The organism is Shewanella sp. SNU WT4 (assembly GCF_006494715.1).
Classification (GTDB): domain Bacteria; phylum Pseudomonadota; class Gammaproteobacteria; order Enterobacterales; family Shewanellaceae; genus Shewanella.
This window is the reverse complement of the sequence record NZ_CP041151.1, coordinates 3,167,074-3,192,117: the sequence shown is the minus strand read 5'-3', so window position 1 is coordinate 3,192,117 and position 25,044 is coordinate 3,167,074. Positions and strand designations below refer to the sequence as shown.

25 protein-coding genes are annotated in these 25,044 nt (G+C 47.4%); all 25 read left to right on the top strand.

Annotated elements, in window-relative coordinates:
• The first annotated feature begins 27 nt into the window (after positions 1 to 27).
• The 25 genes from flgK to fliR all read left to right on the top strand — a co-directional run bounded on the left by flgK (position 28) and on the right by fliR (position 25,017).
• Positions 28 to 1,941, top strand: coding sequence for a flagellar hook-associated protein FlgK (flgK, locus tag FJQ87_RS14350; protein ID WP_140933197.1), 1,914 nt, complete (start codon positions 28 to 30; stop codon positions 1,939 to 1,941).
• Positions 1,942 to 1,950: 9 nt separating this feature from the next.
• The gene (flgL, locus tag FJQ87_RS14345; RefSeq protein WP_140933196.1) at positions 1,951 to 3,150 is read left to right on the top strand and encodes a flagellar hook-associated protein FlgL; all 1,200 of its coding nucleotides are present in this window, start codon (positions 1,951 to 1,953) and stop codon (positions 3,148 to 3,150) included.
• 92 nt (positions 3,151 to 3,242) lie between these two features.
• Positions 3,243 to 4,064 carry a flagellin gene (locus tag FJQ87_RS14340; RefSeq protein ID WP_140933195.1) on the top strand — a complete coding sequence of 274 codons (822 nt, stop codon included), beginning with the start codon at positions 3,243 to 3,245 and terminating at the stop codon, positions 4,062 to 4,064.
• A gap of 203 nt (positions 4,065 to 4,267) precedes the next feature.
• On the top strand, positions 4,268 to 5,086 hold the full coding sequence (locus tag FJQ87_RS14335; protein WP_140933194.1) for a flagellin: 819 nt from the start codon (positions 4,268 to 4,270) through the stop codon (positions 5,084 to 5,086).
• Between the two features lie 109 nt (positions 5,087 to 5,195).
• On the top strand, positions 5,196 to 5,600 hold the full coding sequence (locus tag FJQ87_RS14330) for a flagellar protein FlaG (protein ID WP_140933193.1): 405 nt from the start codon (positions 5,196 to 5,198) through the stop codon (positions 5,598 to 5,600).
• A gap of 34 nt (positions 5,601 to 5,634) precedes the next feature.
• Positions 5,635 to 7,002 carry a flagellar filament capping protein FliD gene (fliD, locus tag FJQ87_RS14325; RefSeq protein WP_140933192.1) on the top strand — a complete coding sequence of 456 codons (1,368 nt, stop codon included), beginning with the start codon at positions 5,635 to 5,637 and terminating at the stop codon, positions 7,000 to 7,002.
• 53 nt (positions 7,003 to 7,055) lie between these two features.
• Complete coding sequence (locus tag FJQ87_RS14320; RefSeq protein WP_140933191.1) at positions 7,056 to 7,388, top strand: flagella biosynthesis chaperone for FliD, FliT; 333 nt, start codon at positions 7,056 to 7,058, stop codon at positions 7,386 to 7,388.
• Positions 7,389 to 7,394: 6 nt separating this feature from the next.
• Positions 7,395 to 7,805, top strand: coding sequence for a flagellar export chaperone FliS (fliS, locus tag FJQ87_RS14315; RefSeq protein ID WP_140933190.1), 411 nt, complete (start codon positions 7,395 to 7,397; stop codon positions 7,803 to 7,805).
• A 272-nt stretch (positions 7,806 to 8,077) separates the two neighbouring features.
• Complete coding sequence (locus tag FJQ87_RS14310) at positions 8,078 to 9,517, top strand: sigma-54 dependent transcriptional regulator (protein WP_140933189.1); 1,440 nt, start codon at positions 8,078 to 8,080, stop codon at positions 9,515 to 9,517.
• 135 nt (positions 9,518 to 9,652) lie between these two features.
• Positions 9,653 to 10,726 carry an ATP-binding protein gene (locus FJQ87_RS14305; protein ID WP_140933188.1) on the top strand — a complete coding sequence of 358 codons (1,074 nt, stop codon included), beginning with the start codon at positions 9,653 to 9,655 and terminating at the stop codon, positions 10,724 to 10,726.
• A gap of 8 nt (positions 10,727 to 10,734) precedes the next feature.
• Positions 10,735 to 12,066: a sigma-54 dependent transcriptional regulator gene (locus FJQ87_RS14300; RefSeq protein ID WP_140933187.1), complete on the top strand. Its 1,332-nt coding sequence runs from the start codon at positions 10,735 to 10,737 to the stop codon at positions 12,064 to 12,066.
• 333 nt (positions 12,067 to 12,399) lie between these two features.
• Complete coding sequence (fliE, locus tag FJQ87_RS14295; protein WP_140934137.1) at positions 12,400 to 12,735, top strand: flagellar hook-basal body complex protein FliE; 336 nt, start codon at positions 12,400 to 12,402, stop codon at positions 12,733 to 12,735.
• Between the two features lie 103 nt (positions 12,736 to 12,838).
• Positions 12,839 to 14,536, top strand: coding sequence for a flagellar basal-body MS-ring/collar protein FliF (gene fliF, locus FJQ87_RS14290; protein ID WP_168195253.1), 1,698 nt, complete (start codon positions 12,839 to 12,841; stop codon positions 14,534 to 14,536).
• Positions 14,523 to 15,560 carry a flagellar motor switch protein FliG gene (gene fliG / locus FJQ87_RS14285; RefSeq protein WP_140933185.1) on the top strand — a complete coding sequence of 346 codons (1,038 nt, stop codon included), beginning with the start codon at positions 14,523 to 14,525 and terminating at the stop codon, positions 15,558 to 15,560. The genes fliF and fliG overlap by 14 nt, the downstream gene beginning before the upstream one ends.
• On the top strand, positions 15,560 to 16,534 hold the full coding sequence (fliH, locus tag FJQ87_RS14280) for a flagellar assembly protein FliH (RefSeq protein WP_140933184.1): 975 nt from the start codon (positions 15,560 to 15,562) through the stop codon (positions 16,532 to 16,534). Before fliG ends, fliH begins: the two co-directional genes overlap by 1 nt.
• Positions 16,534 to 17,877: a flagellar protein export ATPase FliI gene (fliI, locus tag FJQ87_RS14275; RefSeq protein ID WP_140933183.1), complete on the top strand. Its 1,344-nt coding sequence runs from the start codon at positions 16,534 to 16,536 to the stop codon at positions 17,875 to 17,877. Before fliH ends, fliI begins: the two co-directional genes overlap by 1 nt.
• Positions 17,878 to 17,901: 24 nt before the next feature.
• Positions 17,902 to 18,348: a flagellar export protein FliJ gene (fliJ, locus tag FJQ87_RS14270; protein ID WP_140933182.1), complete on the top strand. Its 447-nt coding sequence runs from the start codon at positions 17,902 to 17,904 to the stop codon at positions 18,346 to 18,348.
• A 270-nt stretch (positions 18,349 to 18,618) separates the two neighbouring features.
• The gene (locus FJQ87_RS14265) at positions 18,619 to 20,574 is read left to right on the top strand and encodes a flagellar hook-length control protein FliK (protein ID WP_140933181.1); all 1,956 of its coding nucleotides are present in this window, start codon (positions 18,619 to 18,621) and stop codon (positions 20,572 to 20,574) included.
• Between the two features lie 100 nt (positions 20,575 to 20,674).
• Positions 20,675 to 21,205, top strand: coding sequence for a flagellar basal body-associated protein FliL (fliL, locus tag FJQ87_RS14260; protein WP_140933180.1), 531 nt, complete (start codon positions 20,675 to 20,677; stop codon positions 21,203 to 21,205).
• Between the two features lie 18 nt (positions 21,206 to 21,223).
• On the top strand, positions 21,224 to 22,258 hold the full coding sequence (gene fliM / locus FJQ87_RS14255) for a flagellar motor switch protein FliM (protein WP_140933179.1): 1,035 nt from the start codon (positions 21,224 to 21,226) through the stop codon (positions 22,256 to 22,258).
• The gene (gene fliN, locus FJQ87_RS14250; protein WP_140933178.1) at positions 22,251 to 22,628 is read left to right on the top strand and encodes a flagellar motor switch protein FliN; all 378 of its coding nucleotides are present in this window, start codon (positions 22,251 to 22,253) and stop codon (positions 22,626 to 22,628) included. Before fliM ends, fliN begins: the two co-directional genes overlap by 8 nt.
• Positions 22,629 to 22,636: 8 nt before the next feature.
• Positions 22,637 to 23,143, top strand: a complete 507-nt coding sequence (gene fliO, locus FJQ87_RS14245; RefSeq protein ID WP_140933177.1) for a flagellar biosynthetic protein FliO — start codon at positions 22,637 to 22,639, stop codon at positions 23,141 to 23,143.
• The gene (gene fliP / locus FJQ87_RS14240; protein ID WP_140933176.1) at positions 23,140 to 23,904 is read left to right on the top strand and encodes a flagellar type III secretion system pore protein FliP; all 765 of its coding nucleotides are present in this window, start codon (positions 23,140 to 23,142) and stop codon (positions 23,902 to 23,904) included. Before fliO ends, fliP begins: the two co-directional genes overlap by 4 nt.
• Positions 23,905 to 23,935: 31 nt before the next feature.
• Positions 23,936 to 24,205: a flagellar biosynthesis protein FliQ gene (gene fliQ, locus FJQ87_RS14235; protein ID WP_140933175.1), complete on the top strand. Its 270-nt coding sequence runs from the start codon at positions 23,936 to 23,938 to the stop codon at positions 24,203 to 24,205.
• Between the two features lie 20 nt (positions 24,206 to 24,225).
• The gene (gene fliR / locus FJQ87_RS14230) at positions 24,226 to 25,017 is read left to right on the top strand and encodes a flagellar biosynthetic protein FliR (RefSeq protein ID WP_140933174.1); all 792 of its coding nucleotides are present in this window, start codon (positions 24,226 to 24,228) and stop codon (positions 25,015 to 25,017) included.
• The last annotated feature ends 27 nt before the right edge of the window (positions 25,018 to 25,044 follow it).

The window sequence follows — 25,044 nt, the reverse complement described above, 5'->3', positions numbered from 1 at the left end:
CATGACTAACATGTCAAGGAGTCAGCGATGAGCGTGGATTTACTCAATCTTGCCCGCACAGGGGTGATGGCATCGCAATCACAGCTAGGCGTTACCAGTAATAACATTACTAACGTCAATACCAAGGGCTATCACAGGCAAGTGGCGCAGCAAGATACCTTAGGGACGCAGCGCATTGGCGGTAATTTTTATGGCACCGGCACTTATGTGTCTGACGTTAAGCGTATTTACAATGACTTTGCCGAGCGTGAATTGCGTATAGGTCAAAGCAGTTTAAGCGCGGCGCAAACCCAAGATAAAAAGTTGAGCGAACTAGATCAATTGTTCTCGCAAATCGGCAAGGCCATTCCTAATAGCTTGAATCAACTGTTTGCCGATCTTAATGGTTTAGCTGATTTACCGGCCGATTTAGGTCTGCGCGGCTCAGTGCTTAATAATGCTGGTGAAGTCGCTAAGGCGATTAATCAGTTGCAATCGACCTTAAATGGTCAACTGCAGCAAACCAATGATCAAATAGTGGCGATTACTGAGCGAGTCAATCAAATTGGGGTTGAGCTTGCCAATATTAATCGCGAGTTGATGAAGTCCGGCGGCCAAGATACGGCGCTGCTTGATCATCAAGATGCCTTGTTTCAAGAATTAAGTCAGTTTGCGCAGGTGAGTGTTATCCCGCTAGAAACTGGCGCCAAGAGTGTGATGCTCGGCGGCAGTATCATGCTAGTGTCAAATCAAGTGCCTATGACCCTAGGCACAGAGCAGGGCAGTCCATTTGCAGAAGAGTTGCGCCTTAATGCCAGCTCTGGTGGTCAGTCGATTGCGGTGAAAGGCGAGAATATTGGCGGGCAGTTAGGCGCCTTATTTAATTATCGCGATAACAGTCTATTGCCCGCAGCCCGTGAAGTCGGCCAGCTAGCCTTAGGCATAGCCGCCAGTTTCAATCAGCAGCAAGCGCAAGGATTAGATCAAAGTGGTCAAGTAGGCGCGCCAATTTTTAGAGATATTAACGACCCGTTAATGTCGGTGGGACGCGTGGGCGTCGATACTGGCAATACCGGCACGGCGGCGTTAACTCTGACCATAGATGATATTAATCAATTGGCTGGCACTGAGTATCAGCTTAATTACACCACAGCGGGTGGTTATCAACTGCGCGATACAGCGTCCGGCGCCACGACAAGTTTAACCTTAGCGGGGGGCGTCCTAAGCGGCGGCCTTGGCTTTAGCCTTAATATCACCAGCGGCGCTATGGCGGATGGTGACAGTTTTACCTTGCGCCCAAGCGCTGGCGCGGGCGCTGGCATTGCCATAGTGATGACTGACCCTAAAGGTATCGCGGCGGCATCCCCAAAAATGGTTGGCGCTGAGACCAATTCTGGCACCACAGAGCTTAAGTTAACCTCAGTGACTAACAGCAATGCGGCCAATTTTCCCACTACGGCCAATAAACTCACGCTCACTATCAATACTGGCGCTAGTACTTATCAAGCGTTTGATAGTAATGGTGCGTCATTAGGTACGTTTGCTTATACGCCGCCAAGTATCTCAGCCTTTGGTTTTACCCTTGACGTAACTTCAAGCGGCGCCGCCACAGACACTTTCACCTTAGATTTCAGCAGTAATAGCGGCGATAACACCAATATCGAGGCCATGGCCAAGCTTGCTGATAACAAGCTGATGAACAATGGCAAGAGCACCTTAATGGATGTGTTTGAGAACACTAAGTTAGATGTTGGCAGTCAAGCGAAAGCCGCCGATGTCAAATTAGGCTCGGCCGAAGCCATTTATAAGCAGGCCAAAGATAGAGTGGAAAGTGAGTCGGGCGTCAATCTTGATGAGGAGGCGGCCAATCTCATCCGTTTTCAGCAATCTTATCAAGCGGCGGCGCGAATTATGACCACAGCCCAGCAAATTTTTGACAGCTTACTCAGCTCAGTGCGTTAAGGGGGATAGATGCGTATTTCAACCTCGCAGTTTTACCAACAAAATCTTAATAGCGTGCTGCAAAAGCAAGGCAGTACCGCTGAGCTTTTGGCCAATTTAAGCACAGGCAAAAAGGTCAATACCGCTGGCGATGATCCAGTGGCAGCCATAGGCATAGATAATCTGAAGCAGCAAAATGCCTTAGTGGGCCAGTTTATGAAGAACATAGATTACGCCACCCAGCGCTTATCCTTTGCTGAAACCAAATTAGGTAATGCCCAAAGTATTGGCATCAATATGCGTGAGCAGATGCTAAGGGCAGTCAATGGCACCTTGGGCTTGAATGAGCGGCAAACCCTTGCCGATGATATGCGTGCCAGTCTTGATGAGTTAATCAATATTGCCAATAGCCAAGATGAATCCGGCAATTATATTTTCGGCGGCTTTCAAACCGATACACCGCCGTTTGCGCTTGATAACAATGGCAATGCTATTTATAGCGGCGATGATGGCGCGCGCCAATCCATAGTCGCCAAAAATAGCAGCATAGCCACCAACATCAGCGGTGATAAGGCCTTTATGAATGCCGCTAATGCCTTGGGAGATTTTAGCGTCAACTATTCGCCGTCCTTAACTGGCGACACTCGGGTGAAGCAGGCAAACATCATTAACCAAGCGACGTATGTGGCTGACGATTACACCTTTAACTTTATAGCGGGCGGCACTGGGCTTGATCTCGAAGTGCGCAATTCTGCCAACACATTAGTGACGACAGTCACTAATGTTGACACTACTAACCCTGTGAATTTCAACGGTATTGAAGTGCAGTTTGGCGGCACGCCTAAGGCTGGGGATAGCCTAACTTTGACGCCGCAATCCCAGGTGAGCCTGCTCGACACCTTTAATCAAGCCATCAGTTTATTGACCACAGATGCCGTGAATACTCCAGCAGGAACTGCGCAGTTGGCACAGCTATTGCAAAATACTGACAACGGATTGGCACAATTGAGTGTTGCCCAAGGTGAAGCAGGAAATTCACTTAAGCAACTGACGAGCTACCGCGGTCAACATGTGGATGAGCAATTAGTGAATACTAGCGCGCTCTCAGTGTTGGAAGATTTGGATTACGCATCGGCGTTTAGTGAGTTTACTCAGCAACAAGCGGCGTTAGATGCGGTCTCGAATGTGTTTGGCAGAGTGGGTTCGGTGTCCTTGTTTGACTTTATTTAGCAACAAGTATGAAGCCTTTCTACCAGCAAGAAACAACTGAAATTGGCCAAGCTTATGAGCCTTGGCGGTTAAACTAGGAAGAGGAACTCAACATGCCAATCGTAGTCAATACTAACGTGACTTCCATGAAGGCTCAGAAAAACCTGAATATGTCGAACTCTGGTTTGGCAACCTCCATGGAACGCTTATCTAGCGGTTTGAAAATCAACAGCGCCAAAGATGATGCGGCGGGTCTGGCGATTTCTGACCGACTAAACAGCCAAGTGCGCGGTTTAGATATGGGTATGCGTAACGCTAATGATGCTATCTCCATTGCCCAAATCTCTGAAGGCGCCATGCAAGAGCAGACCAACATGCTGCAGCGGATGCGAGACTTGACCATTCAGGCCAACAACGGTGCCAACAGTTCTGACGACTTGCAATCGATTCAAGAAGAGGTCACTCAGCTCATCGCTGAAATTACCGCGATTGGTAACACCACAGCCTTTGGTAATACTAAATTGATGACTGGCGATTTTTCAACGGGCAAGACCTTCCAAGTAGGTCATCAAAATGATGAAGACATTCAAATTAAGGTGAAAGAAAACAACTCTGCCACCCTGTCTGTGGCTGGGGTTGATGTTAAAAGCTCGGCAGGGCAAACCAGTGCTCTGACTAAAATCGATGCCGCCATTAAGTCAGTGGACACGCAGCGCGCTGATCTCGGCGCGATTCAAAACCGCTTGGCCCATAACATAGCTAACAGTGCTAACACTCAAGCTAACGTTGCCGATGCGAGAAGCCGGATTGTGGACGTGGACTTTGCCAAAGAAACCTCAACCATGACCAAGAATCAGGTATTGCAACAAACGGGCTCTGCCATGTTAGCGCAGGCCAATCAGTTGCCACAAATTGCCATTTCCTTACTTGGCTAAGGGATTGTCAAACTAAAAAAGACGCGGTTGTCGCGTCTTTTTTGTTTTATAACAACTACTTATTTTTTTCGTTCGTCATTTTTGATTTTTTCGCTAAAGTTCGCCAAACCGCCGCCGTTACAGTAAGTGTAATGAGTGATGACCCGCCTGGCTTAACAAGCAAGACAGGCAAGTTTGGCAGCCAGGTAAAGAGGAAATTAATTATGGCTATTACAGTAAACACCAACGTAACTTCGATGAAGGCACAAAAAAACCTGAATATTTCAAATAGCGCATTGGCCACTTCGATGGAGCGTTTATCGAGCGGTTTACGTATCAACAGCGCTAAGGATGATGCTGCGGGTCTTGCCATTTCAGACCGCTTAAACAGCCAAGTGCGCGGCTTAGATGTCGGTATGCGTAACGCTAATGATGCTATCTCCATTGCTCAGATTTCTGAAGGCGCCATGCAAGAGCAAACTAACATGCTGCAGCGGATGCGTGACTTGACCATTCAAGCCAACAACGGTGCCAACAGTACCGATGACTTAGTGTCTATCCAAGAGGAAATTACTCAGTTAGCCACTGAAATTACCGCTATCGGTAATACTACAGCCTTCGGTAGCACTAAGTTGCTCAATGGCGATTTTTCAGCCGGCAAGACCTTCCAAGTAGGTCACCAAAATGATGAAGATATCACTGTTAAAGTGACCACTACCACAGCAGGCTCTTTATCTGTCAATTCGTTGTCAGTCGCCTCTTCAGCAGGGCAAACCAGTGCCTTAACTAGAATTGATGCCGCGATTAAGACCATTGACACTCAGCGTGCTGAGCTTGGTGCGATTCAAAACCGTCTAAGCCATAACATTAATAACAGTGCCAACACTCAGTCTAACGTAGCTGATGCAAGAAGCCGGATTGTGGACGTGGACTTTGCCAAAGAAACTTCGGCCATGACCAAGAGCCAAGTACTGCAACAAACAGGCTCTGCCATGTTAGCCCAAGCAAATCAGATGCCGCAGATTGCCTTGTCATTACTCTAATAGCGCTCAAGGTCGGTAATGCAAGGGCGCTTCTCATGAAGGCCCTTTGCTGTTTTCGACGTGTGAACTCAGTAGGCATGTTAATTTGTGGATAAGGTGAGAAATGGCTATGGATATCAATATAGCAACTTCAACCGTGATACCGGCGCAAGATAAAGGGCCGCATCCGAGTCGTTCAATGTCTGTCACTGCAGAAAATAAAACGCAACCTTCTAATTTGGTACAGAATTTGCCTAAGAAAGAAGAGCAAGCTGACTCAGAGGCATCAGCCAAAGAGAAAGCTCGCGATAACTCAGAGGCATTAGATAAGGTGGTCGAGGATATGACCTCCATGATGTCTATGATGCGTAAGGGCTTAGCTTTTAAGGTTGATGATACGTCTGGTCGCTCTGTAGTGAGTGTGATGGATGTAGATTCCGGTAATATCATTCGGCAAATCCCCAGTGAAGAAGCGCTGGAGCTGGCTCAGAAACTGTCTGATGTCACCGGATTGCTGATGAAAACCGAAGCCTGAGACTCGCTCAGGCTTTATTTTTTCAGAGGTAGTTATGGCGCTCACGGCAACGGGATTAGGCTCAGGCCTAGACATTAATAACATTGTCAAAGTATTGGTTGATGCTGAAAAACTGCCCAAAGAGGCTGCGTTTAATAAAGCTGAAGATCAAATCAAAGCTAAAGTGTCGGCGATAGGCAAGCTTAAGAGCGCCTTATCGACCTTCCAAGATGCGTTGGCTAAGCTGCAAGATGGTAAGAACCTAAATCCGCGTACTGTCTCTACCGGTAACAGCACTTACTTTACGGCGAGCGCCGATAAATTTGCGCAATCAGGCAGTTATAGCATCAAGGTCGAACAATTGGCGGCGGCGCATAAGGTTGGTGGCGCTTTTACCACGAGCGCGAGCTCAACCGTTGGCGAAGGTTCGCTGACCTTTGGTGTGGCGGGTAAACAGTTTAGTGTCAATATTGCGGCGACAAACGATCTCAATGATATAGCAACAACTATTAACACTGCCAGTGATAATGTGGGGGTGAGCGCCTCTGTGGTGACCACCAATGGCGGCTCGCGTTTAGTCTTTAGCAGTAAAGAGACGGGCCTTGCAAATGCCATGACAGTGACAGCCACGGATACCACAGGCACAGGTCTTAATGACATGTTTAATGGCGTGAATCAAAGCGAGTTACAGCCTGCGAAAAATGCCATTGTTTACATAGATAACCAGCGTTTAGATTCAGCGTCTAATACCCTATCAAGTGCCATTACTGGCGTGAGCGTCAAATTAACCGATGCCGATGTGAATAAGACATCCACGCTAACCGTGAGCTTAGATACTGCGACGGTAAAATCTAACGTTCAAGAGTTTGTGGATTCTTATAATAGCTTGATGACTGAGGTTAATCGGCTCTCGGCTTATGATGTTGACAAGAAAACCGCCGCCGCCTTACAAGGCGATTCCATGGTGCGCTCACTTGAATCTCAGCTTAGGAGTATGGCCAGTCAAAGAGTGACGACGGACGGCAAAAGTACCGCCTTGTATGACATAGGTATTGGGATTGACCGCTATGGCAAGATGTCTGTCGATAACACTAAGCTTGATAAAAGCATAGCGACCAACATGAGCGGCATTGAAGGTTTGTTCGCCACCAAAGATACTGGCCTTGCCAATAAGCTAGATACTATGGTGAAAACCTATGTGAAGTCCGGCGGCGTAATTGATGGACAGAACAAAAGCTATACCTCGCAGCAACAGCGTTTAACCGATCAAAAAGAAGCGTTCGCCCGTAAAATGACCCAGTTGCAAGCGCGCTTAACTAAGCAGTTTAATGCCATGGATTTAGTCGTCGGTAGGTTAAATGCTCAAGGTTCTGGGATTATGGACAGGTTAAACTCATTACCTGGGGTCGTGAGCTCTCGTTAATTTTTCCCAGTTGACTTAAGATATTAAGCGTGAAATCACACAAGGATAGGTCTATGACATCCCAGCAGTCAGCACTTGCACAAGTGAATCAGGACGTGGCAGCCACCCTAGCAGCGCTTGCTAATACCCCTTCAGAAGATGTTAATTCAGACGACTTGGTCTCTAAATTGCAAGAGCTTAGCTTGCAGCGTCAAAATATATTGGACGTGCTGCTCGCCGATGAAACCTTAACCGATGTTTCATTTTGGCAAGAGCAATGGCAACTGACTCAAACCTTTAGCCAAGGGGCAATCGAGGCGCGAGATCACAGACAGTCCTTGCTCCATGCTGGTCGTCAAACGACGCGCCATATTAATATGTATCAGTCGATAGATGATAATAGGTAGGTGTTTATGAGAGGGTCATTACAATCATATCGCAAGGTTTCGCTCGACAATGAAATAGCGTCGGCATCACCTCATCGTATTATTCAGATGATGCTCGCTGGTGCGTTAGAGCGCCTAGCTCAAAGTCGTTATGCCATCGAAAATAAAGATATTCAAACTAAGGGAATATTACTGAGTAAAGCCATAGGTATTATTAATGGCCTTAATAGTAGCCTTAATATGCAAGCAGGTGGTGAAATTGCTAATAATTTAAGCGAGCTGTATGCGTTTATGTTGCGCCGTATCACCTTTGCCAATATCAATAATGATCTGCAAGCAATTGATGATGTTATGACCATTTTACGCGATATTAAGGAAGGCTGGGATGCCATTCCTGATAGTGAACATCATCTATCAGTTAATTCTGAGCTCGTATAAGCGTGGGTTTTCTGTGTCTATATTGGTTAAAAATAAGGATGCTGTGGTGATAACAGTAGCAAGGTCGCAACAATTATTTTGCTGGGTAGCTGATTATTCTAAAATGGACGTCATGAATCATCAGTGACAATTATGATTTGTCACTTGCTAATGGCGTCCTGTTAATACACTATTCTTACTAAAGATATTAAGATTAAATAGTTCCAAGGTAAGTAACAGCAAGCATATTAATAACGAATGCGACTATCCTCATGAGCTTGATGGCCTACTGAATGATGCAAATAGATCAACGAATAATAATTATTGCTAATGCTTGTGAGCGTCTGCAGCGTTTAACTCATATCCTCGAATTTCTCGGTGAAAGAGTTGAGGTGATTGCGCCCGAACAATTATCAACATTAGCCTCAGAGACCCGCTTTCGCGGCGTCATTGTTTGCCCGCAATCACTGCCCCTTGACGCGATGCAAGCCTATGCGAGCGCCGCTCCTTGGCAGCCGATGTTAATGATGTTTGATGCTGCGGGTCTGACGCGCGGTCACAGTAATATCCTTGGCATGATAGATGAGCCGCTTAACTATCCACAGCTCACAGAATTACTGCATATCTGTCAGTTATTTGTACAATCCCAGCGCGCTGAAGTTGTGACTAGCGCCAATCAAACCAAACTATTTCGCTCGCTGGTGGGCCGCAGTGACGGCGTTGCCGCCGTTAGGCATTTGATCAGTCAAGTGGCGACTTCGGATACTAGCGTGTTAGTGCTTGGACAATCGGGCACAGGTAAAGAGGTGGTCGCGCGTAACATCCATTATTTATCGGAACGCCGTGATGGCCCGTTTATTCCGGTAAACTGCGGCGCGATACCGGCAGAGCTATTAGAAAGTGAATTATTTGGTCATGAAAAAGGCTCATTTACTGGGGCGATTAGCGCCCGTAAAGGCCGATTTGAGTTAGCTGAAGGCGGCACCTTATTCTTAGATGAAATTGGTGATATGCCGCTGCAAATGCAAGTAAAACTGCTGCGGGTATTGCAAGAGCGCACCTTTGAGCGTGTGGGCGGCGTTAAGTCGATTCAAGCCAATGTGCGAGTGGTGGCGGCGACCCATAGAAATTTGGAACAAATGATCACCGACTCGACCTTTCGAGAAGATTTATATTATCGCCTCAATGTGTTTCCGATTGAAATGCCATCCTTGTCTGAGCGCGCCGAAGATATTCCGTTATTGCTGCAAGAGTTGGTGAGCCGCGTCTTTAATGAAGGCCGCGGTAAAGTTAGATTTACTCAGCGCGCCATCGAGTCATTAAAAGAGCATGCTTGGACAGGTAACGTCCGTGAATTATCGAATCTGGTTGAGCGTTTAACCATACTGTTTCCTGGCGGCTTGATTGATGTCAATGATTTACCGCTTAAGTATCGTCATATTGACGTGCCTGAATATGAAGTCGCATGCAGTGAAGCCTTGCAGGAGCGCGACGTGTTATCGGCCATCTTTAATGATGAAGAACCCATTGAATTACCTGAGCATCGCTTCCCAAGTGAACTGCCATCGGAAGGGGTTAACTTAAAGGATTTATTGGCTGAGCTTGAAATTGATATGATACGTCAAGCTTTAGAGCAGCAAGACAATGTGGTGGCTCGCGCCGCGGAAATGCTCGGCATTCGCCGCACCACGTTAGTGGAAAAAATGCGTAAATATGGTTTAAGTAAAGACTAATGGCTTAAGCGTCAATCCATATACTCAGTACATAAAAAGAGACGAAAGTCTCTTTTTTGCTTCTATTTCAATGCTTTATTTTTGGCACAAAGCCTGCATTATCCCTGCAAGCGTAAGTATTTTGACGGGGTTAATATGGTTCATCATTCTCTTGCTACTGTGGTCGCCATTGACCCACCAACCAAGCCCTATATCACCAAAAGTGCGGTCAATATGTCGACGCGCATGGATCATATTCTGCAAGCCATGCCATCTGGCATCATTATTCTGGATGAAGCTGGCATAGTGACCCAAGCCAATGCTGTGGCTTATTCCTTGTTGGGATTGCCGCTCGATGGCTTGCGCTGGCTGACCATCATAGAGCGGGCATTTGCGCCCAAAGATGATGATGGCCATGAAGTGTCACTGCGCGATGGTCGGCGGGTAAAGCTTGCCATTACGCCGTTATCGCCAGAGCCTGGGCAGTTAATTGTGCTCACAGATCTCACTGAAACGCGGCAATTACAAACTAATTTATCTCACCTTGAGCGTTTATCGGCGCTCGGAAAAATGGTGGCTAATTTAGCCCATCAAGTACGCACCCCATTAACCGCCGCCATTTTATATGCATCAAACCTCAAGCAAGCGCGCTTAAGCGCAGAGGCGCGTAGCCGCTTTAGCGATAAGTTATTAGACCGGCTTAATGATTTAGAGCGTCAAGTGAATGACATGCTGCTAATGGCGCGCGGCCAAGCCAATGGTCAAGCGCAAGACATAAGCGCTGAAGCATTAATGCAGCAAGTCATGGAGCGGTGCGAGCCAATAGTCACTAAGCAGGGCGCCATGATCAGTGTGGCGGTGCAGCAAGATAGCCACATTCATGTCAACATTAATGCCATGGCATCGGCGCTTGGAAATCTCGTCAATAACAGCTTAGAAGCAGGCGCGAGTGATATTCGCCTAGTAGTCATGCCCGATGCCACTGAGCCTACTAAACGGGTGCAGTTATTGGTGGCGGATAATGGCCGCGGCATAGATAAAAAATCTCAAGCGCAAGTATGCGATCCCTTCTTTACCACTAAAGCCCAAGGCACAGGGCTTGGACTTGCCGTGGTGCAATCGGTGGCGCAGCAACATGACGGCCGCTTGACCTTAAGCGCCGCCCCTGGGCGCGGCGCAATAGTCGCGCTCAGTTTGCCAACACTCATTAATCAATCAGCCTTAGTGTGAGTCAGCCTATGAACGCCGGAACGATTTTATTGGTCGAAGATGATAGCCACTTACGTGAAGCGTTAGTTGATACATTACTGCTAGCGCACTATCACTGCATTGAAGCGGTAACGGCAGAAGATGCCATCTTGGCGCTAAAACAGCACTCAGTAGATATGGTGATTAGTGATGTGCAAATGCCGGGTATTGGCGGCATGGGCTTGCTGGCTTACTTACAAAAAAATCATCATCAATTGCCGGTGTTACTGATGACAGCCTTTGCCAGTATTGATAGCGCTGTTGATGCCATTAAATTAGGCGCCGTTGATTATTTAGCTAAACCCTTTGCGCCTGAAGTGCTGCTCAATCAAGTGAGCCGCTATATGCCAAATGCCGCGCCCATTGCAGGGCCTGTGGTGTGCGATGATAAGAGTATTGCACTCCTTAATTTGGCAAGCCGCGTCGCCGTTTCTGACGCGTCGGTGATGATTTTAGGTCCGAGCGGCTCAGGTAAAGAAGTGTTAGCGCGCTATATCCATCAGCATAGCGCACGCAGCAACGCGCCGTTTGTGGCGATTAACTGCGCCGCGATTCCTGAAAATATGCTTGAAGCCACCTTATTTGGTTACGAGAAAGGCGCATTTACTGGCGCTTATCAAGCGTGCCCTGGCAAGTTTGAGCAAGCCGAGGGCGGCACTTTACTGCTCGATGAAATCTCTGAAATGGATTTGTCGTTGCAAGCTAAGTTGCTGCGGGTATTGCAAGAGCGCGAGGTCGAGCGTTTAGGCGGCCGCAAAACCATAGCCCTGAACGTGCGGATTTTAGCGACCTCAAACCGTGATTTAAAAGCTGCGGTGGATAATGGCGAGTTTAGAGAAGATTTATACTATCGCATCAATGTGTTCCCGCTCACTTGGCCGGCCTTAAAAGACAGGCCGCTGGATATTTTACCGCTGGCACGGCATTTATTGACGCGCCATTGTGAGCACAGTCAAAGAGCCGTACCTGAGCTTGATGATATCGCCTGTCGGCGCTTATTAGGTCATCGCTGGCCTGGCAATGTGCGCGAGCTTGATAACGTCATGCAAAGAGCGCTAATTTTGTGCCAAGGGCTAAATATTAGCGCCATAGATATCATTATCGATACTCAGGAACCCATAGCTTTTAATGCTCAAGAACAAGAGCCAGTTAATAGCGAAGGGCTAGGGCAAGAGTTGCAAGCCCAAGAGCATGTGATCATTCTTGAAACTTTAAATCAATGCCAAGGTAGCCGTAAGTTAGTGGCTGAAAAGCTCGGCATTAGCGCCAGAACTTTGCGCTATAAAATGGCTAGAATGCGCGAGCTTGGCATGGCGATTTAGTCGCCCGTTGCAATCATTCAGCCCAAGTTAACCAGCTTAAGCGTTAACTTGGGCTGAGTGCTGATTATTTGTTATGGCAACTTTTTTTGATAACCAACTGAGTTAATTAGTCATAGTTATTGGTCATAGATATTAGGCGTAGCTAAGCGAGTTCGTTACTCAGATAGCCTGACAAGATAGCTTGGCAACATAGCTTAACCACATAGCCCGTCTAGATTCATTCCCTTCATGTCCACCGACTTACAGCTAACTCGTCAATATTAGTGTTGGCAAACTAATTGCATCGAGAGATGACTACTCGCCAAAGAGTCAAGTTGCCGTCAGGAGGCTATGATGCAAATTACCACTAACCCCTTGTTTGCTGAAATGCAGGCCATCAAAGCTGAAATTTCCCCGTCGACCAACCTATTACCTGAGTCAATGCGTCAGGTTAATAACACTCAAGGCGCCGATTTTTCGCAATTGCTCAATCAAGCCATAGGTTCTGTCAATGAGTTGCAACATAACTCCAGCAGCTTGGCGACGCGGCTGGAAATGGGCGACACCCGCGTGAGCCTATCTGATACCGTCATCGCCCGCGAAAAAGCCAGTGTGGCTTTTGAAGCAACCCTACAAGTTCGCAATAAGTTCGTTGATGCTTATAAAGAGATTATGAGCATGCCAGTGTGATACCAAGCCGCGGCTAAGTGATGTCAGCGCTTGATATGTAAGGGGCTGCTATAAAAGGTTCTGGACAGCTAAAAAATTCAGGAATGATACTGTGAGTACAAACGTGATCACTGGCGCCGATGCTGCCACCATAAATGCCGATAATGGCGCCGCTCAAGAACATGAATCAGGCAAGAGTAGCCGTTTTGGCGGCAGTGATGTTTTGCGTCAAATCACCATGATTTTAGCATTAGCAATTTGTTTAGCTGTGGCTGTGTTTATCATGATCTGGGCGCAAGAGCCTGAATTTAGACCTTTACCTAAAATGGATACTCAACAGATGGTTGAGGTCCTTGATGTGCTCGATAAAAACCGCGTTGACTATAAGATTGATGTGGATGTGATTAAGGTGTCTGAAGAGCAGTATCAAAGCGTTAAGATGTTACTGTCCCGCGCCGGTGTTGAAACAGCGACCAGCAGCGCTGATTTCTTAAGTAAAGAAACCGGTTTTGGCGTTAGCCAGCAAATGGAGCAAGCACGGTTAAAGTTCAGCCAAGAGCAACATTTAGCCAAGGCGATTGAAGAGCTTACCAGCATTAGCCGGGCTAAGGTGATTTTAGCTCTGCCTAAAGAGAATGTGTTTGCGCGCCATCGCAGTCAGCCAAGTGCCACTGTGGTAGTGACTACTCGGCGCGCTGGGTTAGCTCAAGGCGAAGTCGATGCTGTGGTCGATATTGTGGCTTCAGCCGTTGAAGGTTTAGAGCCATCGCGGGTGACAGTAACCGATGCCAATGGCCGCTTATTAAATTCTGGCAGTCAAACAGGCGTTTCTGCCATAGCGCGGCGCGAGCAAGAATTAGTGCAGCAAAAAGAAGCTGAATATCGCGCTAAAATTGAAGCGATTTTAATCCCTATCCTTGGCCCTGAAAACTTTACATCTCAAGTTGACGTTAATCTTGATTTCACCGCGGTTGAAGAAACCTCTAAGCGCTTTAATCCAGAAGTACCTTCCCTTAGAAGCGAAATGACCGTTGAGAATCAATCAAATAGCGGCAGTATCGGTGGCATTCCTGGCGCCTTAAGTAATCAACCGCCCATGGATGCCAATATTCCGCAAGATGCCACCGAGGGTGCCAAAACCAGTACCAGTAATGGCAGTTCACATAAGGAAGCGACTCGTAATTTTGAGCTCGATACCATCATAAGCCATACCCGTCAGCAAATTGGCACAGTTAAGCGCGTCAGTGTGTCGGTGGCAGTGGATTTTAAACCAGGACCTGCTGCTGAAAATGGCGACATTACTCGGGTTGAGCGCACTGCCGATGAACTTAGCAATATTCGCCGCTTGTTAGAAGGCGCGGTAGGGTTTAGCAGTGATCGCGGCGATAGCATAGAAGTCGTGACAGTTCCCTTTATGGATCAACTGATTGAAGCGGGTCCTGAGCCAGTACTGTGGGAACAGCCTTGGTTCTGGCGGGCGGTTAAATTGGCCTTGGGCGCCTTTGTGGTGTTAGTGCTTATCTTAGCTGTGGTTAGGCCTATGCTTAGAAAGCTGATTTACCCAGATGGCCAACCTTTACCTGACGAACTTAGGCTTAACAATGAATTGGCCGACATTGAAGATCAATTTGCCAGTGACACCTTAGGCATGCTTAAGGCCAATGATTCGGAATACTCCTATCGGGAAGATGGTTCCATCCAAATTCCAACGCTACATAGAGATGATGATGTGATTAAGGCTATTCGGGCATTGGTGGCCAATGAACCTGAATTATCGACTCAAGTAATTCAAAGATGGTTGGACGAAGATGGCGGACGATAAAAAAGTTGAAAAGGAAGCGTTTAATATTGCCGATATGAGCGGCATAGATAAGACGGCTATTTTGCTCCTTAGCCTGAGCGAAGCCGACGCTGCCGCGATTATGCGGCATTTAGAGCCCAAACAAGTGCAGCGCGTCGGCATGGTGATGGCAGGCATGAAAGATTTTAATCAAGATAAAGTCATGGCTGTGCATAAGAAATTTCTTGATGACATTCAAAACTTTACCGCTATTGGTTTTAACAGTCAGGAATTTGTGCGCCGCGCCTTAATGTCGGCCTTAGGTGAAGAGAAGGCCGGTAACTTGATTGAACAAATTGTCATGGGCGGCGCCTCTAAAGGCTTAGAGTCATTAAAATGGATGGACGCCAGACAAGTGGCCACCATCATTCAAAATGAGCACCCACAAATTCAAACCATTGTTTTATCCTATTTAGACTCAGATCAAGCGGCCGAGATTTTCTCGCAATTCCCTGAAAATACTCGCTTAGATTTGTTGATGCGTATCGCGAACCTTGAAGAAGTGCAGCCTGCGGCCTTGCAAGAGCTCAACGATATCATGGAAAAACAATTTGCCGGACAAGGCGGCGCGCAGGCGGCCAAAATGGGCGGCCTAAAAACGGCAGCGGATATTATGAACTTCCTCGATACCGCGGTGGAAAGCCAGATTATGGAAACCATGCGCGAAGCCGATGAAGAAATGGCGCAGCAAATTCAAGACTTGATGTTTGTGTTTGAAAACCTGATTGATGTGGATGATCGCGGTATTCAGGCAATATTGCGTGAAGTTCAGCAAGATGCTTTAATGAAAGCCCTTAAAGGCGCCGATGACGGGCTTAAAACTAAAATCTTGGCCAACATGTCTAAACGCGCCGCCGAACTGCTGGCTGATGACTTGGAAGCCATGGGGCCTATTCGCTTAAGTGAAGTGGAAGTCGCGCAAAAAGAAATTTTGGCGATTGCGCGCCGCTTAGCGGATTCAGGTGAAATCATGTTGGGTGGTGGTGGCGGAGATGAGTTCCTCTAATGGCTGAAAAAATCACCCGCTATCTGGTGCGCCCAGAAGAGCAAGAAGAGTTTGATGCTTGGCGCATGCCTGATGTGAGTCATGATATTGCCCGCCCAGATAAAGACTTATTTGGTCATGTCCCTGGGGAGTTAGTATTACCCCTTGATAACGATCTCACCATGATGCCGCCAACCATGGCTGAACTTGAGCAAATTCGCCTCGAAGCCGAGCAAGAAGGCTTTGCTGAGGGACGAGCGCAGGGACTAGAGCAAGGGCTAGAGGCGGGGCGCTTAGAAGGCTTAATGCAAGGCCATCAACAAGGCTTTAGTCAAGGCGAGCAACAAGGTTACGAGCAAGGCATGGCTAAAGCCACGGACATGATGGCGCGCTTTGATGGCTTAATTAGCCAGTTTATGGCGCCGCTATCTTTGCTGGATGATGAAATTGAATATCAGTTATTGCAGTTAACTCAAGCCTTAAGCCAGGCCGTAATTGGCCATGAATTATCCATAAAACCTGAACATATTCTTCATACCCTTAAACAAGGCATCGCCGCCTTACCCTTAGCCAGTAAAACCATAGCGATTCATCTACATCCCGATGATATTCAATTGGTTACCACCTTATATGGCGCCGAGCACATGGAGCATAATGGCTGGCAATTGCAAGCCGATCCTTGCTTAGGGCGCGGTGATTGCCAAATTGCTTCGGGCCGTTCTTTAGTGGATTTAAGTTTGCAGCCCCGCCTGCAAGCCGTGCTGGCTCAAACCAGCGCGCAAATGCAGCAGTTATCCAATCAAATCAATGATAAACAAGCCACACTTGCGGCGCGCTCAACAAGCGCCGATACCGCTTGCGATCATAGCGATGGCACTGACACTAGTGACAATGAATTAGCAAGTGACAGTGAGCCTAATTCAGTTGTCACAGAGGCATCCGCCATTGAGTTAGATAACTTAGATGCCAGTACTCAAGTGATGCGGGAAGAATAATGACAAGTCGTCAGCAGCACCTCAAACAGAGCTTAACTCAGCATTTGCAGCAGCAACATCCGTTTCGCGCTGTGGCATCTGGGCAGTTAGTGCGGGTGGTTGGCCTCACTTTAGAAGCCTGTGGTTGCCGCGCGCCTGTGGGCAGTTTATGCAGCATAGAAACTATGGCAGGCGAGCTAGTGGCTGAAGTCGTGGGCTTTGATGATGATATTTTATACCTGATGCCAGTGGATGAACTGCGCGGAGTATTGCCTGGCGCTAGAGTGACCCCCCTTGGCGCCAAAGCGGGTTTACCTGTGGGAATGGCATTACTTGGGCGTGTGCTTGATGGTAGCGGCGAACCCCTTGATGGACTTGGGCCATTAACCTTTGAAAAACGAGTGAGTAGTCACACAGAAGCGATAAATCCGTTATCGCGGCGCGCTATTACTGAGCCACTTGATGTCGGTATTCGAGTCATCAATGCCATGTTAACTGTGGGCGTTGGTCAACGCATGGGATTATTTGCAGGCTCAGGCGTAGGTAAAAGTGTGCTGCTAGGCATGATGACCCGCGGCACTAATGCCGATGTGATTATTGTTGGGCTGGTGGGGGAGCGTGGCCGAGAAGTGAAAGAGTTTATTGAAGAAATTCTTGGTGATGAAGGGCGCGCGCGCTCTGTCGTCATCGCCGCGCCTGCGGATACTTCGCCATTAATGCGCCTGCGTGCCTGCGAAACCGCTACCCGATTAGCTGAATATTATCGAGAGCTAGGTTATAGCGTGTTGTTATTGATGGATAGCTTAACTCGGTACGCGCAGGCGCAGCGGGAAATTGCCTTGGCCGTGGGCGAGCCGCCCGCCACTAAAGGTTATCCGCCGTCCGTATTTGCTAAGTTGCCGCGTTTAGTTGAGCGCGCGGGTAATGGTAATGCCAGCGCTGGCGAAGGCGGGATCACCGCATTTTATACGGTATTAACCGAAGGCGATGACTTGCAAGACCCAATAGCCGATGCGGCCCGCGCCATTTTGGATGGTCATATAGTGCTGTCGCGCACCTTAGCCGATAGCGGCCATTATCCAGCCATAGATGTTGAAGCATCTATCAGCCGCGTGGCACCTATGGTGGTGAGTGAGCAGCATCTTGAAGCTATGCGTAAAGTCAAACAAACCTATTCCTTGTACCAGCAAAACCGCGACTTAATCTCCATCGGCGCTTATGCCCAAGGCAGCGACCCTAGGCTTGATAATGCCATACGCTTATTGCCGGCCATGAATGCTTTTATGCGCCAAAGCATGCGCCAAAGCGTCAATTTTGCTGATAGTCAATTAATGCTGACCCAGTTAGCAGCCCAATGTAAGTAGCGGTTCACTCAATAAAGGGAGTGTGTGATGAGTAAAGATCCACTGCTAACAGTGCTAAAACTAGTGACAGAAGCTGAGCAGCAGGCGGCCTTGCAATTAAAAAGTGCCCAGCTTGAATGCCAAAAACGCCAGCAGCAGTTGGCCTCTCTCAATCAATATCGCTTGGATTACATGCAGCAGTTAAAAAATAAACTCGGGCAAGATATTAGCGCCAATTATTATCATCAATTTCAGCGCTTCATTCGCCAAATCGATGACGCCATCGCTAATCAGCTTAAAACCATTACAGATGCCAATAATATTCGTGAGCATAGGCAGGCGCATTGGTTGCAGCGCCAGCAAAAACGTAAATCGGTCGAGCAACTGCTGGGTAAAAAAGCCCAGCAAGCCAATGCTAAGGCGCAGCGATTAGAGCAAAAGCAGCAAGATGAGTTTGTGGTTAATCAATACGCTAGACGCACCATTCGCTAATTACCCGACAGGCAAAAGGCGTTAGGGTTTGATACGTTAAGGCTTGCCGAACCTCATACTTGCTTATCTTGCTGTTGCTATTCTGAACTTGTCTCTTGCAATTCCTAAGTCTCTTAGTTTGTGGCATTTAAATTGCTTATAACTAGGTCAATAGGGAGTGGTTGCCGTTATTGTCACTGTGACTGTCATTGTGATTAAGGTTAACGCTCCCATGGAACTGGCCTGAGTAAATGCGGGTTAAGATTCAATCAAGGCTTGGCGGAGAATAGCATGCAGCAAAATCAATCTGTGTTTTTAGCGCCTGTAGTCACTACGGCAGTAAATAGCAGCTCAACTAACGCCAGTTTAGTCAATAGCGGCTCAGCTAATACGCGCAGTCAAGTGGCATCTAGCCGTGATAGTGATTTCTCCACCGCGTTAACGGCCGCCGCCAATGCTAGGCAGCAAAGAGCTGAGCAGTTACAGCAAGAAAATACCCAAATGGCGGCTAATAATAAGCTTGCCGCTGATCAAAGGGCGGCCAATGACAGCCGCAGAGATGCCGCTAATCGCGACGCGGCAAGTAAAGATGCTGTGCGCGCCCAGCAAACAAGTACTGACACACCAAGAAATCCCGAGATTAAGCCTGTTAAAAACAGCGATGCTAACACCGCATTAACCGATAAAACTAAACCGTTAAATCATGACGTTAATCAAGCTAACAAGCCGGCTGTCAGTCAAGATAAACACTTGCCGCTTGGCAAAAATTTTGGCAGTGACGATTTTATGACGCTGATGTTTAGTCAGTTAGGTATTGATGACTCAGCCCTTGATTCCCTCAATGTCAATCAATTAGCTGGGGCCGATGCTAGTTTAGATGGTGAACTCAGTTTCGCGGTTGAAGAGCTTGATGCCTTACTGCAAGGCAGCGCAGTACCTGAGGCAGAGCTTTCACTAGAGCAGCTATTAGCGCTGACATTGGGGCATGAACAGCCCACAGACATAGATGCCAAAGTACTCAATGAACTTGCGGCCTTATTAGCTCAGTGGCAGCAAGGCAATGATAAAGAGGCATTACCGCCTGAGTTACAGAATTTGCTAACCAATACTTGGGAGCAATTGCAGCAAGGGCAAGCACTTGAGTTATCAAGCAATGATTTAGCGCAGTTCAAAGAGTGGTTAAGCACGCAAGGGCTGGAGGCTAAGGCATTGGATAAGCTTGATGCTCATAGTTTGGCTGCCATGCTGCAGCAAACCTTAGCCGCCTCTGGTGAGCCTTTGCCAAATACTGAACCTAAATGGCAAACCGCGAAAGATGCGCTGGCTGCTACGGTTGTCAGTGGTAAGGACATTAATAGCTTGGTACTGAGTGATGGCGCGAATCATCCTAAACCGGCGCTAAATGATAACGCCAATAGTCAGAAGGGCTATCAAGCTGAGCTATCAGCCAGCGCTACAGCGCAGTTACATGCCAATAGCCATTCAGCACTTAATCAAAGCCCACAAAGTCGCAGTAACATTTTAGGCGAGGGACTAGTGAATAGTGCGCCAAATGCTGGCGTTAATCTTGAGGCTCAATCGCCGCTAAATAGCCAAGGGAGCATGGCTTCACAACTTAGCAAATCACTATTAACGCCGCAAGATGCACCGCTAACCGATAAGCAAATGGCAAGTTTGTTAGCCGATGCAAAATTTCAAGTGGTTGAAAATGAACCTAAAACCATAAATGTATTACCAAGTACAGCTAGCGCAAGCCTGGATGCCACTAAAACCCAAAACGTTAGCCAAGTGCAATTATCATTACGCCAGCATTTAGATCAGCAGCTGCAACAGCATGAAATGATTGAGCGCTTTGCGCCTGTGATGCGATCACAATTGCTGGCCATGGTGTCTCAAGGGATTGGGCAAGCGGAAATTCGTCTCGACCCGCCTGAACTTGGCAGCCTGTTAGTGCGCATTCAAGTGCAGGGCGATCAAACCCAAGTGCAGTTTGTGGCAGCCTCAGCGCAAACCCGCGACATGCTTGAACAAGCCATGCCGAAACTACGCGACTTACTCAATGATCAGGGCATGCAATTAGCGGACTCACAGGTGTCTGAACAAGGCAAAGAGCAACAGCAGCAAGGTAAGCAAGAAGGCGGCATTGAAGGACAAACCGATATGTTGACTGAGCTTAGCAGCGCCGAGCTCGAAACAAGTTCAAATCAGACAACTAGTTATGCTCAGGGTATAGATTATTATGCGTAAACAGGTAATCTGTATTTAGTCATATAATTTAACAACTAACGCTTATGTTTTACTTGTGTTAGCTGTTAACTATCAATGAGTGAATGTTAAGGGATTAACCATGGCTGCTGGACTTGAACTTGAAAACAAAGACCAACCTAAGGCAAAAAGTAAACTGCCGCTGATTATCATAGCGGCTGTGGTTGTGCTGTTAGCTATTGGTGGCGGCGCCTTCTTTTTCTTAAGTGGCGGTGAAGAGCCTGCCCCTGAAACCACCGAAGCCGGTGCAGCAGCCCCTGCAACAGATCCGGCTGCTGGCGCGCCAGCTACAGGTGAAGCCTTTTATGTGCCTATGCCAAGACCCTTCTTATTTAATCTCGCGGTAGGCAGTCGTACCCGTCTGGTGGAAATTAAAGTGCAACTTATGGGGCGCGGCACTGAAGATGCAGCCCTAATTTCTAAACATATTCCCTTAATTGAAGATGCCTTGTTATCAAGCTTTAGCGCGGCCGAAGCCAGCAATCTTAGTACGCAAGCGGGTAAAGATGAACTGCGCACCGACGCGTTAAATAAAGTGCAAACCACAGTGCAAACTGTGACGGGTCGTAAGTTGGTGGAGCAAGTGCTCTTTACGGGTTTTGTCATGCAATAACCAAGATAAGGTCTGAGTGTGAGCGATTTATTAAGCCAAGACGAAATTGATGCCCTACTGCATGGCGTCGACGATGTAGAAGAAGATAGCCCTAGTGAGGCAGGAGCTGGTCGTTCTTATGACTTTTCTTCCCAAGATAGAATTGTGCGCGGCCGTATGCCGACCTTGGAGATAGTTAATGAACGCTTTGCCCGGCACTTACGCATAAGCATGTTCAACATGATGCGCCGCTCGGTTGAGGTCTCGATTAATGGCGTGCAAATGCTCAAATTTGGTGAATACATTCACACCTTGTTTGTGCCAACCAGTCTTAACATGGTGCGCTTTAGCCCACTTAAAGGGACTGGGCTCATCACCATGGAAGCGCGTTTAGTGTTTATTTTGGTGGATAACTTTTTTGGCGGCGATGGCCGCTTTCACGCCAAAATTGAAGGGCGGGAATTTACCCCCACAGAGCGGCGGATTATTCAGTTGCTGCTCAAAATTATTTTTGAAGATTACAAAGATGCTTGGGCACCGGTGATGGATACAGAATTTGAATATTTAGATTCTGAAGTGAACCCTGCCATGGCCAACATAGTGAGCCCCACCGAAGTGGTGGTGATCAGTTCATTTCATATTGAACTTGATGGTGGCGGCGGTGATTTTCACATCACTATGCCGTACTCCATGATAGAACCGATTCGCGAGATGCTTGACGCCGGCGTGCAGAGTGACAAGCAAGATACGGATATTCGCTGGTCGCAGGCGCTGCGGGATGAAATTATGGATGTGGATGTTGCCATTGAATCCACAGTAGTGAAAAAGGTCGTCACCCTTAAAGATGTGATGGAGATGAAAGCGGGCGATATTATCCCAGTGGATTTACCTGAATACATGGTGATGGAAGTGGAGAAATTGCCAAGTTTTCGCTGCAAGCTTGGGCAAGCAGGCGACAATTTGGCCCTGAAAATCTATGAAAAAATTCCGCGGCCAGCGCCTATGAAGAGTCAATTACAACTGATTACCAGAAAAGGCAAAGCGAAAGAACTACAAGGTGATACTCATGAGTAATGATATGGATGATTGGGCCGCCGCTATGGCGGAGCAAGCGGATGAAGAAGCGAGTGCTGTGGTGCTTGATCAGTTTAAAGATGAGTCAGCGCCAATTTCAGCAGAAGAGAAAGCCAAGCTTGATAGCATCATGGATATTCCTGTAACTATCGCCATGGAAGTTGGTCGCAGTTTTATTTCCATTAGAAATTTACTGCAGCTAAATCAAGGCTCAGTGGTGGAGCTTGATAGGGTGGCGGGCGAGCCATTGGATGTCATGGTCAACGGCACCTTGATTGCCCATGGGGAAGTAGTGGTCGTTAACGATAAATTCGGTATTCGTCTTACCGATGTGATTAGCCAAACCGAACGGATTAAAAAACTCAAATAAGGACAATCATGTCAGGACTTATAGCGCTGGCGAGCAATGCTTCTGATACCGCAACTAAGGTTGCTGGCGATGGGGCAAGTAATGTTGCAAGCAATGTGGCGAATAATGTGACGAGCAGCGCCGCCACTGGCATAAGCCAAGCAGGTGTTGCCAGTGCTGACCCCACATCGATAGCGACCATGGCCAGCATGGCAGGCGGTTTAGTGGTGGTGTTAGTGGTGATTTTTGTCCTGGCTTGGTTAGTGAGGCGCTTAAATTTAGTGCCTGGCCAGCATGGGTTAATCAAAACCATAGCAGTCACGCCCTTAGGCCAAAAGGAAAAATTAGTGCTGATGGAGCTTGATGGTCAGCAATATTTATTAGGGGTTACAGCGCACAACATTAGTTTGCTCGATAAGTTGGCAGAACCTATTAATCACACCCCTATTAACTTTGCTGAAAGGCTCAAACAAGTAAAGCAAGCTAAGCAAGGCGCAGGTTCTGTGCATGTACGGCGCGAGGATCCTGCGCTATGAAACTGGCAGCCATTACTAGGCTCAGCCTATGGTTGCTGCCTCTGCTGTTGTTAAGTCCAGCCTTATGGGCGAGTGACGGCATTTTACCTGCGGTTACTGTCACTCAAGGGCCCGATGGCTCGAGTCAATATTCAGTCACTATGCAAATTTTATTGCTAATGACAGCCATGAGCTTTATTCCGGCCATGGTGATTATGTTGACCTCATTTACTCGCATCATAGTGGTGCTGTCTATTTTGCGCCAAGCCATAGGGCTGCAACAAACGCCTTCAAACCAAGTGTTGATTGGTCTTAGCTTATTCATGACGTTTTTTATTATGACGCCGGTGTTTGATGAGATTTATGCTAAAGCTGTGACCCCTTATATGGATGGCACGCTGAATATTGAGCAGGCTTATCAGCAAGGAAAAGATCCACTCAAAGCCTTTATGCTGGCACAAACTCGTGATACCGATTTAAAAACCTTCATAGATATCGCAGGTTACGACAATATCCCATCGCCCGAAGCTACCCCAATGCAAGTGATAGTGCCGGCCTTCATTACCAGTGAATTAAAGACGGCGTTTCAAATTGGTTTCATGCTGTTTATTCCGTTTCTGGTGTTGGATTTAGTCGTCGCCAGTATCTTGATGGCCATGGGCATGATGATGCTGTCGCCCATGATAGTGTCTTTACCCTTTAAGATTATGCTGTTTGTGCTGGTGGATGGTTGGAGCTTAGTCATGGGGTCGCTCGCTACCAGTTTTGGCTTAGGTAACTGATAGTGGCGGCGTTATTGCTTAAGGAGAAATTATGTCACCTGAGATGATGGTGGATATTTTCCGTGAGGCCTTAGGCGCCATAGTGATTATGGTTTCTGTGATCGTTGTGCCAGGGCTAATTGTCGGCTTAGTGGTGGCCGTGTTTCAAGCGGCGACCTCAATCAACGAACAGACCTTAAGTTTTTTACCTCGTTTATTAGCCACCTTGTTCGCACTGATGTTTTTAGGCCATTGGCTAATACAAACCATGATGGATTTCTTTATTGAAATGGTGCGGCGCATTCCTATGATCATAGGCTAACTCAAGGGTAAAGGCTGAATGTGGATATTTTATTTAGCAGTATTAATGCGACCTTAGCTGCCTATGTCTGGCCGCTGTTTCGCATTTCTAGCATGTTGATGGTGATGGTGGTGTTTGGCGCCACCACAACCCCAAGACGAGTGCGATTATTACTCGCTATGGCCATTACCGTTGCAGTCGCGCCTATGCTGCCCCCTATGCCAGATATTCAGTTATTTTCATTTCCCGCTATTTTTGTGAGTGCTCAGCAAATTTTGATTGGGGTCGCGACCGGACTGATATCGATATTAATGGTGCAAATCTTTGTGTTGGCAGGGCAAATTATCGGTATGCAAACATCCTTAGGTTTTGCTTCCATGGTGGACCCAGGTTCAGGCCAGCAAACCCCAGTGGTGAGCAACTTTTTCCTATTATTAAGCACCTTAATATTTTTAGCTGTTGATGGACATCTGTTGATGATCCGCATGCTTATTGCGAGCTTTGAGACGATTCCAGTGTCGACTAGTGGCATTAATATTGAGCGTTATCAAGACTTAGCCCTATGGGGCAGTTATATGTTTGGCGCAGCGCTCACTATGTCCATTTCTGCCATAGTCGCCTTACTCCTGATTAACATTGCTTTTGGCGTGATGACGCGGGCATCGCCGCAACTCAACATTTTCGCCATTGGTTTTCCTATCACCATGATAAGTGGTCTAGTGATTATTTGGTTAACTCTTGAGCCCATCATGGCGCATTTTCATGAAATCTGGGCGGCAGCTCAAGTGCTTATGTGTGATTTATTGGCGCTGCAATGCCAAGTTAAACCCTAAAACGCCTTAAGTCTTGGCGGTGAAATA

Bases quoted from the DNA above. Each gene is read 5' to 3' on its own strand.
- FJQ87_RS14310 (WP_140933189.1), top strand. From the start codon at position 8,078: ATGATGCAAATAGATCAACGAATAATAATTATTGCTAATGCTTGTGAG.
- FJQ87_RS14330 (WP_140933193.1), top strand. From the start codon at position 5,196: ATGGATATCAATATAGCAACTTCAACCGTGATACCGGCGCAAGATAAA.
- FJQ87_RS14320 (WP_140933191.1), top strand. From the start codon at position 7,056: ATGACATCCCAGCAGTCAGCACTTGCACAAGTGAATCAGGACGTGGCA.
- fliQ (WP_140933175.1), top strand. From the start codon at position 23,936: ATGTCACCTGAGATGATGGTGGATATTTTCCGTGAGGCCTTAGGCGCC.
- FJQ87_RS14305 (WP_140933188.1), top strand. From the start codon at position 9,653: ATGGTTCATCATTCTCTTGCTACTGTGGTCGCCATTGACCCACCAACC.
- fliS (WP_140933190.1), top strand. From the start codon at position 7,395: ATGAGAGGGTCATTACAATCATATCGCAAGGTTTCGCTCGACAATGAA.
- FJQ87_RS14300 (WP_140933187.1), top strand. From the start codon at position 10,735: ATGAACGCCGGAACGATTTTATTGGTCGAAGATGATAGCCACTTACGT.
- flgL (WP_140933196.1), top strand. From the start codon at position 1,951: ATGCGTATTTCAACCTCGCAGTTTTACCAACAAAATCTTAATAGCGTG.
- fliO (WP_140933177.1), top strand. From the start codon at position 22,637: ATGTCAGGACTTATAGCGCTGGCGAGCAATGCTTCTGATACCGCAACT.
- fliP (WP_140933176.1), top strand. From the start codon at position 23,140: ATGAAACTGGCAGCCATTACTAGGCTCAGCCTATGGTTGCTGCCTCTG.
- fliD (WP_140933192.1), top strand. From the start codon at position 5,635: ATGGCGCTCACGGCAACGGGATTAGGCTCAGGCCTAGACATTAATAAC.
- fliG (WP_140933185.1), top strand. From the start codon at position 14,523: ATGGCGGACGATAAAAAAGTTGAAAAGGAAGCGTTTAATATTGCCGAT.
- fliL (WP_140933180.1), top strand. From the start codon at position 20,675: ATGGCTGCTGGACTTGAACTTGAAAACAAAGACCAACCTAAGGCAAAA.
- fliI (WP_140933183.1), top strand. From the start codon at position 16,534: ATGACAAGTCGTCAGCAGCACCTCAAACAGAGCTTAACTCAGCATTTG.
- fliE (WP_140934137.1), top strand. From the start codon at position 12,400: ATGCAAATTACCACTAACCCCTTGTTTGCTGAAATGCAGGCCATCAAA.
- FJQ87_RS14335 (WP_140933194.1), top strand. From the start codon at position 4,268: ATGGCTATTACAGTAAACACCAACGTAACTTCGATGAAGGCACAAAAA.
- FJQ87_RS14340 (WP_140933195.1), top strand. From the start codon at position 3,243: ATGCCAATCGTAGTCAATACTAACGTGACTTCCATGAAGGCTCAGAAA.
- flgK (WP_140933197.1), top strand. From the start codon at position 28: ATGAGCGTGGATTTACTCAATCTTGCCCGCACAGGGGTGATGGCATCG.
- fliN (WP_140933178.1), top strand. From the start codon at position 22,251: ATGAGTAATGATATGGATGATTGGGCCGCCGCTATGGCGGAGCAAGCG.
- FJQ87_RS14265 (WP_140933181.1), top strand. From the start codon at position 18,619: ATGCAGCAAAATCAATCTGTGTTTTTAGCGCCTGTAGTCACTACGGCA.
- fliH (WP_140933184.1), top strand. From the start codon at position 15,560: ATGGCTGAAAAAATCACCCGCTATCTGGTGCGCCCAGAAGAGCAAGAA.